The organism is Mesorhizobium sp. M0340 (genome assembly GCF_040321535.1).
Lineage (GTDB): Bacteria > Pseudomonadota > Alphaproteobacteria > Rhizobiales > Rhizobiaceae > Mesorhizobium.
This window is the reverse complement of record NZ_JAMYRR010000010.1, coordinates 1-13,478: the sequence shown is the minus strand read 5'-3', so window position 1 is coordinate 13,478 and position 13,478 is coordinate 1. Positions and strand designations below refer to the sequence as shown.

Here is a 13,478-nt window from a genome sequence, read left to right as displayed (position 1 = left end):
CGGTAGCGCGCAGCGCAGGCTAGACTGGGCAACATCGATAGCGGATGACGGCTGACATGAAGCTTACCTTTCGCCCACTGACGCCCGATCTGTGGCCGGCACTCGAGGACCTGTTCGGTGACAGCGCCGTCTGCAGTCGTTGTTGGTGTATGTACGGGCGGATCGGTCGTTCCTATCGAAAGCGATCCGGTGAGGAAAACAAGGCAGCGTTCCGGCAAGCCGTCCAGCATGGTCCGCTTCCGGGTTTGCTTGCTTTCGACGGCGACATGGCTGTCGGCTGGTGCCAGGTGACGCCGCGAGATGCTCTGCCCTGGCTCGATCGGCTATTTCGGCTCAGGCGCGTGGATGACAGGCCGGTCTGGTCCCTGTCCTGCCTCTACGTGCGAAAACAATACCGCCGGCGGGGCGTAACATCCCAGCTGATTGCACAGGCCCTGGAAGTCGCAAGGCACGCAAATGCTCCGGCGCTCGAAGCCTATCCTTTCGATGCCGACGTATCGCCGAGCGCTTCCGGCAGCGGATATGCCTCCACCTTCGCGCGCGCCGGGTTCAGGGTCGTCGCCCGCAGGACCCCGGCCCGCCCGATCATGCGCTATGATTTCAGGCAGATTGCCGATCATCGCCTGTGATGCTCGGACGGGCTTGCCGACAAAGCACAGGCGAAGGCGTGACAAACGTCCTGAGCTCAGATGGCGGGGCTTGAATTCGAATTACGGTGACAGTGCACTAAATGATCGCAACCCGTTGCGCAGAGTTCGCGCTCCAATTAGTGGCACTGTCACTGTAACGCACTGTAATGCTTTGGGCAGGACACTGAATGCAAACGAACCGCCAGTCGCTTTTTTCACAAGCGATGCCGGAAGCTCCGGTGATGGCGGCGGTCCGCGGCGTCTAGGCTGGGCGAAATTCAGGGCCATCTTTATCCACCATGCAGACCTATGACTTCATCATTGTCGGTTCCGGCTCGGCCGGCTCGGTTCTGGCCGAAAGGCTGTCGGCTTCCGGGCGCTTCTCTGTGCTGGTGCTTGAGGCCGGCGGCAGCGACCGTCGCTTCTACGTGCAGATGCCGCTTGGCTACGGCAAGACCTTCTTCGACCCGGCAGTCAACTGGAACTACAAGGCCGAGCCGGACCCGGGTCTCGCCGGCAATGTCGACCACTGGCCGCGCGGCAAGCTGCTCGGCGGCTCGAGTTCGATCAACGCCATGGTCTGGATCAGGGGCGCGCGTGAGGATTTCGACGCTTGGGCAGCGGCCGGCAACCCGGGCTGGGGCTTCGACGACCTGCTTCCCGCCTTCAAGGCGCTGGAGGATAACCAGGCCGGCGCCGACCAATGGCGCGGCGTCGGCGGGCCGCTGCATGTCACCGACTGCTCGACCTCCGTCCATCCGCTCACCAAGCGCTATCTCGCCGCCGCCAATCAGGCCGGCCTGCCGCTCAACCCGGATTTCAACGGCGCCTCGCAGGAAGGTGTCGGCGTCTACCAGATCACCACCAGGAACGGCCGCCGCATGTCGGCGGCGCGCGCCTTCCTGCGCCCGGCGATGAAGCGCAAAAATGTCCGCGTCGAGATCAACGCGCTGGCGACCAAAATCCTTTTCGAGGGCAAGCGCGCCATCGGTGTCGAGTATCTCCAGAATGGCGCCACGAAAACCGCCGGCGCCGGGCGCGAGATCATCCTGTCGGGGGGTTCGGTCAATTCGCCCCAACTTCTCCAGCTCTCCGGCATCGGCCCGTCGGCGCTGCTTGGCGCGCTCGGCATTCCTGTCGTTCACGCCAACGAGAATGTCGGGGCAAACCTGCAGGACCACGTCGGCATCAACTACACCTTCAAGGGCAGGCTGCCGACGCTCAACCAGATCCTGCGCCCGTGGTGGGGCAAGCTGCTGGTCGGCATGCAGTACGTGTTTTTGCGCTCAGGCCCGCTGTCGCTGTCGATGAACAATGCCGGCGGCTTCTTCCGCACCGACCCGGCCGCGGCACGGCCCACTATGCAGCTCTATTTCCAGGCCTTCTCGACCGTCATTCCGAAGAGCGGCGAGCGGCCGATCCTGACGCCCGATCCATGGCCCGGCTTTTCCATCGGGCTGTCCAACTGCCGTCCGTCGAGCCGCGGTGAAATCATGATCCGCTCCGCCAATCCACGCGATTATCCCAAAATCGTCGCCAACGCGTTTTCAACCGAGGCGGATGTCGCTGAAATGCTGGCGGCGGTGAAATTCGTCAGAAAGATCGCATCGATGCCGGCAATGGCCGAGATCATCGAGGAGGAGGTTCTGCCCGGTCCCTCGATCACCTCCGATGCAGATCTCATCCAGGATTTCAGGAAGCGCTCGGGCACCGTCTATCATCCGGTCTCGACCTGCCGCATGGGGCCTGACGCTACGCGCGCCGTCGTCGACCCGCGCCTGCGGGTGCACGGCATCGAAGCCCTGCGCGTCATCGACGCCTCGATCTTTCCCGACAACATCACCGGCAACACCAACGCCGCCGCGATCATGACCGGATGGAAGGGCGCCGAACTGGTTCTGGAGGATCAGAAATGAAAATCACCGACGTCAAGACCTGGGTAGTCGGCAATCCGCCGCCCGGCATCGGCGGCAAGTATTTCATCTTCGTCAAGCTGACCACCGATGGCGGCGTCGTCGGCTATGGCGAAGCTTACAACGCCACTTTCTCGGCCCATGTCACCGCAAAAATGGTCGAGGACATGGCAGAGCGCTATCTCGTCGGCCGCGATCCGCACGACGTCGAAAACTTCTTCCGCCGCGCCTATTCGTCCGGCTTCACCCAGCGCCCCGACGTGTCGGGCATGGGCTGTTTCTCGGCGCTCGAAATCGCCTGCTGGGACATCATCGGCAAGGAGGCCGGCAAGCCGGTCTACAAGCTGCTTGGCGGCCAGGTGCACGAAACGCTGCGTTCCTATACCTACCTCTACCCGCACAGCGGCAGCGTCCACTCCGAGGACGCCCGCGGCAAGAACGTCTACAACGACCCCGATCTGGCCGCCGCCTGCGCGCTCGAATATGTCGAGCAGGGTTTTAACGCGGTCAAGCTCGACCCAGCCGGCCCTTACACCGCCTTCGACGGCCACCAGCCTCGCCTCGTCGACATCGATCTCTCCGCCCGTATGGTCAAGGCGATCCGCGAGGCGGTCGGCACCCGCGCCGATATCCTGTTCGGCACGCACGGCCAGTTCACAGCTTCGGGTGCGCTGCGCCTCGCCCGCGCCATCGAGCCTTATGACCCGCTGTGGTTCGAGGAGCCGGTGCCGCCCGACATGCCCGAGGTGATGGCGCAGGTCGCCCGCGCGACCTCGATCCCGATTGCCACCGGCGAGCGGCTGACGACAAAGTTCGAATTCGCGCGTGTGATCGAGAACCGCGCGGCGACCATTCTGCAGCCGGACCTTGGCCGTTCCGGCGGCATTCTCGAAACCAAGAAGATCGCCGCCATGGCCGAAGCCTATCACATCCAGATCGCGCCGCACTGCTATTGCGGACCGATCGTCGGCGCCGCCAACATCCAGCTCGCGGTGACCTTGCCCAACTTCCTCATTCTGGAATCGCTGAAGCAGTGGGGCGGATTTCACGAGAAGCTGCTCAAGAAGAAGATCGAATGGCAGGACGGCAATGTCATCCCGTCCAAGGAGCCCGGCCTCGGCGTCGAACTCGATGAAGCCGTTTGCGAAGCGCATCCCTGGACCGGCAAGGACCTGCATTTGCAGATGATGCAGACCCCGCTGATGCCGTGAGCGCCAGCCTGATCCGCAACGGCTTTGCCGTCACCGTCTACGACCGCGGCCCGGCGCCTGGTTCCTCGGCACAGAGGATTTGACGGGTCGCTTGCGTTGACGGACCGCATGCCTTGGCGATTAGCGCAAACGCCCATCGCTTCGTCATCCTGGGGCGGAGCAAGGGGCGAAGCGACGCGGCGCAGACCCCGGGATCCATGCCGCGACTTCAGAGCGCTGCTGCGGTGCAAAATTCTGCTCCGCTGCACTCTTTGATCAAGGTTACGGCATGATCCCAGGGTCTCCGCGACGGAGCTTCGCTCCTGCTTCGCCCTGGGATGACGAAGTTGGGGGGGATTCGGCCAATCTCCAGGGTTTGCGATTTACCACCGACAGGAACGACCGACGTTCGCTGCCGATGGGCCGCCACCTGCCAAAATCACTGTTTCAAGGAATTGGTCGACCATGATCGTCAGGCTTCTGGAAGATGCGATCGGAACCGATCTTCGCGCGCCTGGTTTCCCGGCCAAGCTCGAGGCCTGACATCAGGCAATTGTCACGCGATTTCAGCACATTGGCCGGATCGCTGGAATCACCGCCGAAAGAACTTGAATCAACCCCTCAATGCCTTGATTCAATATCTCAGCGTCAAGGCGCCGGGCAGGATCTCGAAGGTCGCCGGTATGCGACCCGGCGATTCGCCGTCTATGTCGATCAGCGCGGCGTTCTTTTGCACATCGCCGAGCGGCTCGACAACCACTTTCTTGCCGCGCAGGATGGTGATCGCCGGATGGTTGCGGTGCCGCCCGCCATAGAGCAGGCGGATGTCCCAGATCAGCTTCAGCTTGCCGGCGGCGCGCAGAATGACGATGTCAAACTCGCCGTCGTTAAGCTCGGCATCGGGCGCGATCATCATGCCGCCGCCGAAGAATTTGCCGTTGGCCACCGCCACCAGTGCCATGCGCGCCTCGACCGGGGCACCGTCGTCGATGGTGATCGCAACGTCCTGGAAGCGGTAGCGGAGGAACTCCCAGACCGTGCGCCAATAGAACAACGCCTTGGCCGAAACCTTGCCCTTGCGCTTGTCGGCGTTGACGGCACGGTCGGTGACGCCGGAGAGCCCGAGGCTGGCGATGTTGATGAAATGGCGGCTGGCCAGCGCGCCGTGGTCGTCGACATAGCTGATGCACCCGGCATCGACCTTGCGCCCTTTGGCCTCGGCAATCCGCTTCAGTGTCAGGTCGACGTTGTTCGACAGGCCGAGCCCGCGCGCGAAGTCGATGCCGGCGCCGCACGGCAGCAGCCCAAGCTCGGCCGTCCGGCCGCTTTCTCGGAAAGCTTTCAGCAGCCCGTCGGCGACCTCGCTGGCGGTGCCGTCGCCGCCGGCCGCGATCACCAACTCGAAGCCGATGGCGGCAAGGTCGAGCGCCAGCCGTTCGGCATCGCCCTCGGCCTGCGTTTCACGCAGCTCGAAATCGCCGAAATGTCTTTTCAGCGACGCCGCAACCTCGGGCCAATGCCGCTTGAGCCTGCCGCCGCCGGCGATCGGATTGAGAACCACCGCGACCTTCAAGCCCGCCTCCCCAAGGCCATCGAACACGCCTTCCAATCATTTGCCGGCATTGAAGCCCGCGCCGGCCCGCGGGGCAAGATCGAATGTCCGACAATGCGGTTTTGGCCTCGAGGCGGCAAATCCCGGCCGGCGGCGGCAGAGATCGGAAAGTCCCTGTTTTGGCAGGGTCAGTCCCCGATAATCCCGCTATCCACAGGCACGCGGCAGTTCCGCCAAACACTTATCCGACATACATTAAACCCATCTCAGGCGGCTACCGATCGCCACGCCGAAAGGCACAGCGGAACGGCGGATTTCCTGAGGCCCGTACGGCCCTGAACGAGAACAGGCTTGCCTGTTGGAGGGATGGAAGCCGAGACCTACGGGGCCGCGGAAAGCGTGCGAACGCCGACGGCGGACCGATGCTGCCATGAAGGACGGCAAAAACCTTCGATGGCGCGCCGGGCAAAGCTCGCAAGAGTGGAGACCGGCGTGGTCCGGAACGGACGCTACCCTCGGGTGTCGACTGGCAGGACCGTCAAAATCAAGGCCGGCATGGCGCGACACCTTTCGGGAGTTGCTGCCGCGACCGTGTCCTGATCTGACAGGGAGGCGCTGGGAGAAATCCCGGCGCCGACTGTCTTGGTGGCCTCGCCTGGCGATTTTGCCGGCGACGCTTCACCCTGCGCCAAAATCAGCTACTATCCATTTGCCGTGGGAGGCCGGTTAAAAGGGCTGACGGCAGGGGGACATTTCATGACGCTCATCAAGAAGCTTGCTGTTGCCTATGCTTTCCTGTTCTTCGGCGTTGTTGCCATCGGCTATGTGCCGGCCTTCAACGATGCCGGCGGCAATCTGTTCGGCCTGTTCTCGCTGCAATGGTATGATGATTTGCTGCACGCCTTCTCCGGCGTCTGGGCGCTGGCGGCCGCCTTCATCTCGCACCGCCAGGCGGTGTTCTATTTCAAGCTGTTCGGCTCGGTCTATCTGTTCGACGGCGTGCTCGGCCTGGTCACTGGTTCCGGCTGCCTCGATGGCGGCATTTTCATCAACGGCTTCCGCTCCCTGAACGACATCGAATTCCCGGCCCGCTTCTTCGCCAACCTGCCGCACATCGTCATCGGCGGCTTCGCCGTCTATGTCGGGTTCTGGCTGTCGAAACGTGTATACGACCATTTCGCCACGGCCTGACCGGCCATGTTCCTGTTCCGCTGGCTGAAGCGCATCATCAAGGCGATCCTCTGGCTCGTCGTCATTGTCGTGTTGATCCCCATCGCCGGGCTGGCCTACGGCTTTCTCACGACGCCGGCGCTGGACACAACGCCATTGTCGGGCGTCGCTGAGGGTGCCCCGCCGAAGGCGCTGGCCGACAAGATCCGTGCCGAAATCCCCGGCTACCAGCGGCCGGAGGAATCGACCTTTCTCACCTATCCGGAATGGGCCATCGTCTACGCCGCCCGCGAATATGCCGGCTTCGTCGACAAGAACCAGCCGAGCGGTTTTCCCTATCTGTCCTATATCGGCCGTTTCTGGCAGGACTATGCGACGGTCATCCGCGCCAGCTCCGCCTACAAGTTCAACCTCGACAACCACCAGATGCTGGTGATCATCGGCACCAGCCACACGATCGAGCACGCCATCCAGTGGGCCTATGAAAATACGGTCGGCCGCGTCACCGAAGCGACCGCCGGCAAGCGCACCGCCGTCGACATCTACCAGGCCAAGGTGGCGGCGGACTATGCCGGTTTTCTCGACCAGGTGCCGTGGTACCAGTTTCCCTATGCCGAAAAGCGTGCCGGCCTGTTCGCCGTCCAGCCGGCAGCGGACGACAGCGCCTTCCGCACCAGCGAACGCAAGCTCGCCTTCGGCCTCGCCGACACCGTCAAGCAAGGCTACGCCGATCTGATCAAGTCGGCGCTCGCCGCCACCACCGATCCGGCCTTGCTCGACATTCACGTCTGGGCCAAGGGTCCGGTCAGCGAGGTGACGCGCAACGAGCCCGACACTTTGCTGGAGCGCGATCTCGGCGCCGACGGCACGGTCTTCGTCACCAGGCGCTATCAGGTGTTCACCGACATGATCCCGCGCCTGATCGGCAAGGGCATCTCCTTCGTCGAGATCGGCGGCAATGACGAGATCATGGTCACCATGCTTTCCAACGACGAAATCAAGGTTCCCGAAGGTGCACGCACCTTGTTCAGCTACCCGCTTCCGGCGGAACCTTCGACGCGACGCACCGGCCTGACCGTCGCCGTGCGCAAGCTGCACGTCGTGCTGCCGGCGTTGATGACGGCGGGCGCCAGGCTCGAGCACGTCTACGATTACTGAGGCCTTTCGGCCACAGCCGGCCCCGGCAAGACGTTGCGTGATGCTCCGCCGCGCTCATTCCACAATCGCGGCCAAATCCCGCCTTGTTCCGCAACGATTGATGACCCCGCAGCACTTTGTCTTGCGCACATCGCCAGGCAACTCGGAGGGACAAGATTGTGATCAAGACCGCCCTTGTCGCCATGACCATCGTCGGCTGCGATTGCGACGCCAGGCTTTGCGAATATATCGGCGAGACGCCCGCCAAATGGTCGACCATCGCCGAATGCGAAGCGGCGATGAAAAGCCAGATGCTGCACGAGCGCAATTTTGACTATCCGCTGGTCTCCGGCATCTGCCGGACACAGAACTCGTCATCTCAGCTCGCGGCGACCGCTTCCGAGCCCGAATTGACGACGGCCAGCACCGCCGCGACAGACCCGCTGCCACCGGAACTGAGCCACCGGCCCAGTGCTGCCGTCGGAACGCAGGCAACGGCGACGGAAACGGAAGCCGTCCGGCCGGTTGCCTATGAAGCGGCGGTCGATGGCGGCCGCGCCGTGCTCTACCGCACGAAGGCGGGTTACGCCGTGGTCAAGACCGATCTCGGCCGCGCCGCAGCGGCAACGATCGGCATCGCCAAGCGCTCGGCGAACTGGCTGGCGGCGAAACTGCCTGACGGTCTGTAACCGACGCTCAGGCCGTGCCGATCAATGCCCTGATGGCGCGATAAAAAGTCGACGAAAACAGCTCACCCGGATCGTATTGCCGCTTCTTCGCCAGGAAGGACGGCAGTTCCGGATAGGACGCAAGCAGCTCCTTGCCCGTGTAATGGAGCTGGTAGGGCAGGAAGAAACGTCCGCCATGCTTGATCGTCACATCGATCAGCGCCCTTGTCAGCGCCCGCATCCTGGCATTGCCGTCGGCGTCGGTCGGCTGATTGATGTAGAGCACCAGCGAATAGGCCGGCTCCGGCGCATAATTCAGCGCCACATCCTCCTTGTGGACGACGCGCACCGAGGCGTTGAGCACCGGCAGGCTCTGGTTGCGCAGGATCTCGCGCGCTTCCGTGATGAACGGGTTATAGGCGGCGCGCGGGATGAAGTATTCGTGCAGGATGTCGGTCTCATCGAGCAGATCGTTGAACAGATAGGGCACTGAATCATGCATCGGATTGTTGCGGGTGACGAGGCAGGCCTCGCCTTCGGCCATTGCCGTCGTGCGCGCCACCGTGCAGCTCTCGAATTGCGGCTCCAGCGTCTTTTCGGTGAACCATTTCAGTTCCTGGAACAGGCTTCCCCATTTCGCCAGGTTGATGATCACCCGTTTGAGCCCGACTGAACCCGGTTCGCCGATTGCCGGCTGGTCGGCCGGCGGCTGGTTGGCCACCTTGTCATAGCGGTAGACGATCATATCCTCGAGGAAATTACCCGGCGCTGTCGACAGGTGCCCATAAAACAGACCGATCGCCCTGTTTGGCTCCAGCACCTCGGCGAAAAACCTTGGAAAGTCGTCCGATTTGATGATCTCGCGCGAGGTCCGGTAGACGTCGTTGTCGACAATGTCGAGCGTCGCCTCCAGCACCACGCCGAACAGGCCGTAGCCGCCGACGACGTGGCGGAACAGCTCGGTGTTTTCGGTCGGTGAGCAGGTTGTCACCGAACCGTCCGCCAGCATCACCCGCATCGATCGGATCGAGCCGGCGACCGAGCCGGCCTGGTGGTCCATGCCATGCGCGTTGACCGACAGCGAGCCGCCGACCGAAAAGATGTCGGTCGATTGCATCGCCTTCACCGCAAAGCGCGGGTGCAAAAGGTTCTGGATATCGTGCCAGCGCGCGCCCGGCTGCAAGGTCATCGTCTTCGCAGTCGGGTCGACGCTGACCTTGTTGAATTTGCGCATGTCGAGGACCAGTGCGTTGTCGTCGAAAGCGTGTCCGCCCATCGAATGGCGCACCGCCGCGACCGAGACCTTCAGGCCATTGGTGCGGGCAAAGGCCAGCGCGCTCGCAATGTGGTCTTCCTCGCTGACTTCGACAACGCCGTAGACCGGCGTCATCGACAGGCCGCTGGCATCGTTGATGTCGCCGCCCTTGGTCAGCCATGGCAGCGACGGATCGTAGGCTGGCGGGCCCTCCAGCGGCTTCTGCGCCAGATCGATGCCGTCAATGTCGGCGATGCGCCCGGAATTCTTCTGCCCCGACGGACCGCGCGCCAGCCGCGCCACTGTCGTCCCGCCCCAGACCATCGCGCCGCCGACCACCGTCGCACCCAGCAGCAGCCGCCGCGACAGGCGAACCCCTTGCGTTCCTCGACCATGACACCCCTCGCGGCCTCAGGGATAGCGCGGGTTTCCGGCAAAAACCAGAGCCGGAGTGCGTAGCAGAACTAGCGGCAGTTGCGGCATCAGGAGCATTTTCTTATGGTTGCAATTTAGGTATGATTCGCGCTATGATTGAAAATCCGAACGGATCTATGATGATGCTGACCATTGTATGGGCGCCCATTCCATGAAGCTCGTGTCCCGCGCGATACTGTCCCTGATGCTAGAGCTTGCTCCGATATGCGCCGAGGCTCACGACTCCAGTCAGGGCGACGACAGCGTCGTCGCAGTCGCGCCTGACGATCCAGATATGGCGGCGGCGACTGCACAGGCACGTGCCACCCTGGATGCATTCCTGGCATTATCCCAGACACCGCCACCTGGAACGGACACATTCAAACTGAAGGTGATGATCAAGGACGGACATGTGACCGAACACTTCTGGGTCATCCCGTTCCAGCGGAACGAAACCGGATTCGTGGGGATATTGGCGAATGAGCCACATAGCGTCCACAACGTCGTGGCTGGCCAGCATGTAGAATTCAACCGAGACGATATTTCCGACTGGGGATATACCAAAAACGGTCACCAGGTTGGCAGTTTCACCGTCTGTGTGATGTTCAAGTCGATGCCGAAGGAAGAAGTCGACTACATGCGTAGCCAACGCGGCTTCGATTGCTGACCGCCCAGCCGGACTACCTCGCCTCCTCGTCCTTCGCCCCGATCTTGCGCACCAAAGCCGCCGTCGCCAGCATCGCGCCCATGTCGGCGATCATCGGCGCGACATGCTTGGTGTAGTCGAGGCGCGTGGAGCTATCCGGGAGCTCGAAGAAATTCCTTTCCTGCGGCAGCAGGAGGAAGCCGTCGCTGCCGTTGAGCGCGACGCGTGCCGGATCGTTCGGCCGGCTCTCGCCGAGCCATTGCAGCGCCTGCGCCAGCCGGCCCGTCACCAGCGGCCGCGCCGCCTCGATATTGTCGGTGCGGAACTCATAGGCGGCATCGAGCTCCGGCACGCCGCTGGATAGTTCCTGCATCTTGCCGCCGAAGATGCCGCGGAGAAAGCCGACGACCTTGTTGGTCCGGCGCGCGGCCACCAACGTGCCGGGGAACGGCACGATCGTCTCGAAGGCGACGATCACGCCCTTGAACACTGCCGTCGTGCTCTTGCCCGTCCCTTCCCGTAGATCTGCTTCGTACAGCTCGAATGGAAACCCTTCGTAGCGGCCGGAGAAAACATCGTCGAAAGACTGTCGGTTGAACGAACCAACCGTCTCACGCGGCAGTCGGTCGAACGAATTCGGCTTGACGTTGTTCCGATACCGCATGTCCTCGATGAAACCGAAGATGATCGGCAACAGCGTGCTGCGAAACGACTGCTGCAATTTGCTCGCTGGCTTGATCGCCCGGAAATAGAGCAAGATCGCTGCCAGGAATCCGCCGACATAGAGGAACACATGCGGGGTCGAGACCCACTGCTCGTTCGGGTCGGCAACCCCGTTGAAGAGCCAGGCCACAAACACCACGAACGCCAGCACCAGCCCGATGAAAAGTGGGACCCGCCAGCGCGTCCGGCGATGGGCCGAAGCTCTTTCGGCCTCATAGGCCTCGATGTTCTTCCTGAGGCCGGCGATCACCGCTTCGCTCGGCATGAAATCCGCAGTTTCCATCACCCACCGCCGCCACAAGCCTGCCCGCGCTGGGCATGATAGCCGGTTTGGTGGACCGCGTCAGCGCAGCCGTCAGCGCCCGGCACTGAAGATCGCATCGAGGCGGGCCAGAACCCTTTGCCTTGATTTTCCCTTCAACATTTCAACCGGCACCAGCCGCTCGTGATCGCCGGCGCGCAGCCGCGTGAAGGCATGCAGCCGGTAGGCGGCAATGGCGCCGCGCGTGCCGGGATCGGCGCTGATGTCGACGACGAGAATGGCACCGATGCGGCCAGGCCAAGGCTGGCGCGCGAAGGCGGTGCCAAAGAAATCGCCGAGTCCATAGGCGACGAGCGTCTTGCCGATCCGCTCGATCGGCTGCACGACATGGGCATGATGCCCGGCGATCAGGCAGACGCCATGTTCGGCCAGAAGCCGCGCCAGTGCCCGCGTCCTCGCACGTGGAAAATGCCGGAATTCCCAATCCCAATGCGGCACCGCGCAGAGGAGGTCGACACCCGAAGCGGCATCGCGCGGCCATTGCGCCGGATCGCCTTGCATCGAGACACGGCCCGCGAACTGAGCCGCGTCGGCATTGCGCCACAAGGTAAAGGCGGCAAGGCCTATGGTCAGCGAACCAACCGCAAACCGCTCGACCGGAGCCGCAGTGCCGATCGTGCGGATGCCTAATTGCTCCAGCACGGCGACCGTCTCGTCGAAGCCGGCGATGCCCTGGTCGAGCACATGGTTGTTGGCCAGCGACAGCACCAGTTTTTCGCGCGAAATGCCGGCAGCGGCCAGCGCCTCGGCAAGGAACCGCTCGTTCATCGCGTGGTGCGTGCCAAACCTCGTACCCAAAACAGCGCTTGGCCGTTCCACCACCGGGCTTTCGCAATTGCCGACCACCAGATCGGCCGAGGCAAGCAGTGCCGCAATCGCCGGGTCGCAGTCCGGCGCGCTGCGATTGGCCACCGCCGAGATATCGCCGACGAAAGCCAGCCGCACCGTGCGCGCCGGCGGCGGGTCGAGCAGGGTTGCGGCCGCCGCAGCAAAGCCGCGCGCGTCGCCATCGAGCGAAGGCCGGAGGAAGCGTGGCAGCCAGGACAGTTTGTAGGAAAGCGGATAATTCGACACGCGACGGCCCAATGGTTTGCCTTGTGTAGACCGCCAGCCGGACTGATTGAAGCGCTGACTGTTGTCGTTGAACCACAGGGCTACAGGCGCGCGAACCAAATGCGTGTATGATCCACTGCGGAGCGACAAAAGGGGTGATCACGATGACGCGTTTTTCCAGGCTGGTGGCATGCGCCATCGTTCTTTTCCTGCCGCTGTCTTCGGCCGGCGCCGCAGTGCCGGATGCCGCGGCCCTGTTCGAGGCGAAAACCGTGACTGAGCGCGACAGCGCTCTTGCCGCGCTTGAAACCGCCGCGCCAGGCGATCCGGCAGCCGCCTACGCCGCCGGCGCCGGCGAATTCTTCACCGCGCTGGAGATCCTGGCCAGCGGCCTGCATCGCCACGGTTTCGAAAGCCCGCAATCCTTCATGCTGCCGCTGATGCGGCTGCCGGTGCCGGACAACCCCGATCCCGAGCCGCTGACCTACGGACAATTCCGCGCCATTCTCGTCGCCTTCCGCGACCGGCTGGAGAAATCCGCAGCCACGCTGGGCTCGGTGCCCGCCGACGCGGACATCGGCATGGTCATCGACCTCACCCGCCTCGGCATCGATCTCAACAGGATGGCCAGATCGCGCCGGACGAAAGTGCCGCCGCGATCATGGCGTCTCTGTCGCGGGGGGGGGGGGGGGGCGGGGGCGCGGGCCCCCCCCCCCCCCCCCCCGGCCGCGATGGCGCCGATCGTATCGGTGTCGCCACCGAGATTGGCACTGATGACTGCCGCCTGCCAAGGGTCACCACCGGCG

At 63.3% G+C, this 13,478-nt stretch carries 12 protein-coding genes and 1 pseudogene; 7 read left to right on the top strand and 6 right to left on the bottom strand.

From position 1 onward, the window contains the following. Positions 1–56 precede the first annotated feature (56 nt). The 3 genes from NKI79_RS16165 to NKI79_RS16155 all read left to right on the top strand — a co-directional run bounded on the left by NKI79_RS16165 (position 57) and on the right by NKI79_RS16155 (position 3,753). Entirely contained in the window at positions 57–629 is a 573-nt protein-coding gene (locus NKI79_RS16165) for a GNAT family N-acetyltransferase (RefSeq protein WP_352704139.1), read from the top strand. Positions 630–928: 299 nt separating this feature from the next. Continuing rightward, on the top strand, positions 929–2,545 hold the full coding sequence (locus tag NKI79_RS16160) for a GMC family oxidoreductase (protein ID WP_352802689.1): 1,617 nt from the start codon (positions 929–931) through the stop codon (positions 2,543–2,545). After that, positions 2,542–3,753: a mandelate racemase/muconate lactonizing enzyme family protein gene (locus tag NKI79_RS16155; protein WP_352777026.1), complete on the top strand. Its 1,212-nt coding sequence runs from the start codon at positions 2,542–2,544 to the stop codon at positions 3,751–3,753. Before NKI79_RS16160 ends, NKI79_RS16155 begins: the two co-directional genes overlap by 4 nt. 613 nt (positions 3,754–4,366) lie before the next feature. Here the strand turns inward: NKI79_RS16155 and NKI79_RS16150 are convergent. After that, positions 4,367–5,305, bottom strand: coding sequence for a diacylglycerol/lipid kinase family protein (locus NKI79_RS16150; protein WP_352506695.1), 939 nt, complete (start codon positions 5,303–5,305; stop codon positions 4,367–4,369). 735 nt (positions 5,306–6,040) lie between these two features. Here NKI79_RS16150 and NKI79_RS16145 point away from each other — a divergent pair. The 3 genes from NKI79_RS16145 to NKI79_RS16135 all read left to right on the top strand — a co-directional run bounded on the left by NKI79_RS16145 (position 6,041) and on the right by NKI79_RS16135 (position 8,280). Then, the gene (locus NKI79_RS16145; RefSeq protein ID WP_352802686.1) at positions 6,041–6,475 is read left to right on the top strand and encodes a DUF4383 domain-containing protein; all 435 of its coding nucleotides are present in this window, start codon (positions 6,041–6,043) and stop codon (positions 6,473–6,475) included. 6 nt (positions 6,476–6,481) lie between these two features. Further along, positions 6,482–7,612: a hypothetical protein gene (locus NKI79_RS16140; RefSeq protein WP_352802683.1), complete on the top strand. Its 1,131-nt coding sequence runs from the start codon at positions 6,482–6,484 to the stop codon at positions 7,610–7,612. Positions 7,613–7,770: 158 nt separating this feature from the next. Next, entirely contained in the window at positions 7,771–8,280 is a 510-nt protein-coding gene (locus NKI79_RS16135) for an RAD23 family protein (protein WP_352802680.1), read from the top strand. A gap of 7 nt (positions 8,281–8,287) precedes the next feature. On the opposite strand, the gene NKI79_RS16130 is transcribed toward NKI79_RS16135, so the two are convergent. After that, positions 8,288–9,853: an FAD-binding oxidoreductase gene (locus tag NKI79_RS16130; RefSeq protein WP_352802678.1), complete on the bottom strand. Its 1,566-nt coding sequence runs from the start codon at positions 9,851–9,853 to the stop codon at positions 8,288–8,290. Between the two features lie 247 nt (positions 9,854–10,100). Here NKI79_RS16130 and NKI79_RS16125 point away from each other — a divergent pair, with 247 nt between their 5' ends. Further along, positions 10,101–10,595: a YegJ family protein gene (locus NKI79_RS16125; RefSeq protein WP_352802675.1), complete on the top strand. Its 495-nt coding sequence runs from the start codon at positions 10,101–10,103 to the stop codon at positions 10,593–10,595. Between the two features lie 13 nt (positions 10,596–10,608). Here NKI79_RS16125 and NKI79_RS16120 read toward each other — a convergent pair whose 3' ends face one another. The 4 genes and pseudogenes from NKI79_RS16120 to NKI79_RS16105 all read right to left on the bottom strand — a co-directional run. After that, entirely contained in the window at positions 10,609–11,580 is a 972-nt protein-coding gene (locus NKI79_RS16120; RefSeq protein ID WP_352802673.1) for a hypothetical protein, read from the bottom strand. A gap of 72 nt (positions 11,581–11,652) precedes the next feature. Beyond that, the gene (locus NKI79_RS16115) at positions 11,653–12,693 is read right to left on the bottom strand and encodes a CapA family protein (RefSeq protein ID WP_352802672.1); all 1,041 of its coding nucleotides are present in this window, start codon (positions 12,691–12,693) and stop codon (positions 11,653–11,655) included. Positions 12,694–12,773: 80 nt separating this feature from the next. After that, on the bottom strand, positions 12,774–13,094 hold the full coding sequence (locus tag NKI79_RS16110; protein WP_352802669.1) for a hypothetical protein: 321 nt from the start codon (positions 13,092–13,094) through the stop codon (positions 12,774–12,776). 281 nt (positions 13,095–13,375) lie between these two features. Continuing rightward, positions 13,376–13,478 (bottom strand): annotated as a pseudogene (locus tag NKI79_RS16105) (ADP-ribosylglycohydrolase family protein); the annotation flags it as partial.

What these genes read in the sequence shown, in the direction of transcription:
- NKI79_RS16165 (WP_352704139.1), top strand. Translation starts at nt 57, where the DNA reads ATGAAGCTTACCTTTCGCCCACTGACGCCCGATCTGTGGCCGGCACTC.
- NKI79_RS16160 (WP_352802689.1), top strand. Translation starts at nt 929, where the DNA reads ATGCAGACCTATGACTTCATCATTGTCGGTTCCGGCTCGGCCGGCTCG.
- NKI79_RS16155 (WP_352777026.1), top strand. Translation starts at nt 2,542, where the DNA reads ATGAAAATCACCGACGTCAAGACCTGGGTAGTCGGCAATCCGCCGCCC.
- NKI79_RS16145 (WP_352802686.1), top strand. Translation starts at nt 6,041, where the DNA reads ATGACGCTCATCAAGAAGCTTGCTGTTGCCTATGCTTTCCTGTTCTTC.
- NKI79_RS16140 (WP_352802683.1), top strand. Translation starts at nt 6,482, where the DNA reads ATGTTCCTGTTCCGCTGGCTGAAGCGCATCATCAAGGCGATCCTCTGG.
- NKI79_RS16125 (WP_352802675.1), top strand. Translation starts at nt 10,101, where the DNA reads ATGAAGCTCGTGTCCCGCGCGATACTGTCCCTGATGCTAGAGCTTGCT.
- NKI79_RS16120 (WP_352802673.1), bottom strand. Translation starts at nt 11,580, where the DNA reads ATGGAAACTGCGGATTTCATGCCGAGCGAAGCGGTGATCGCCGGCCTC.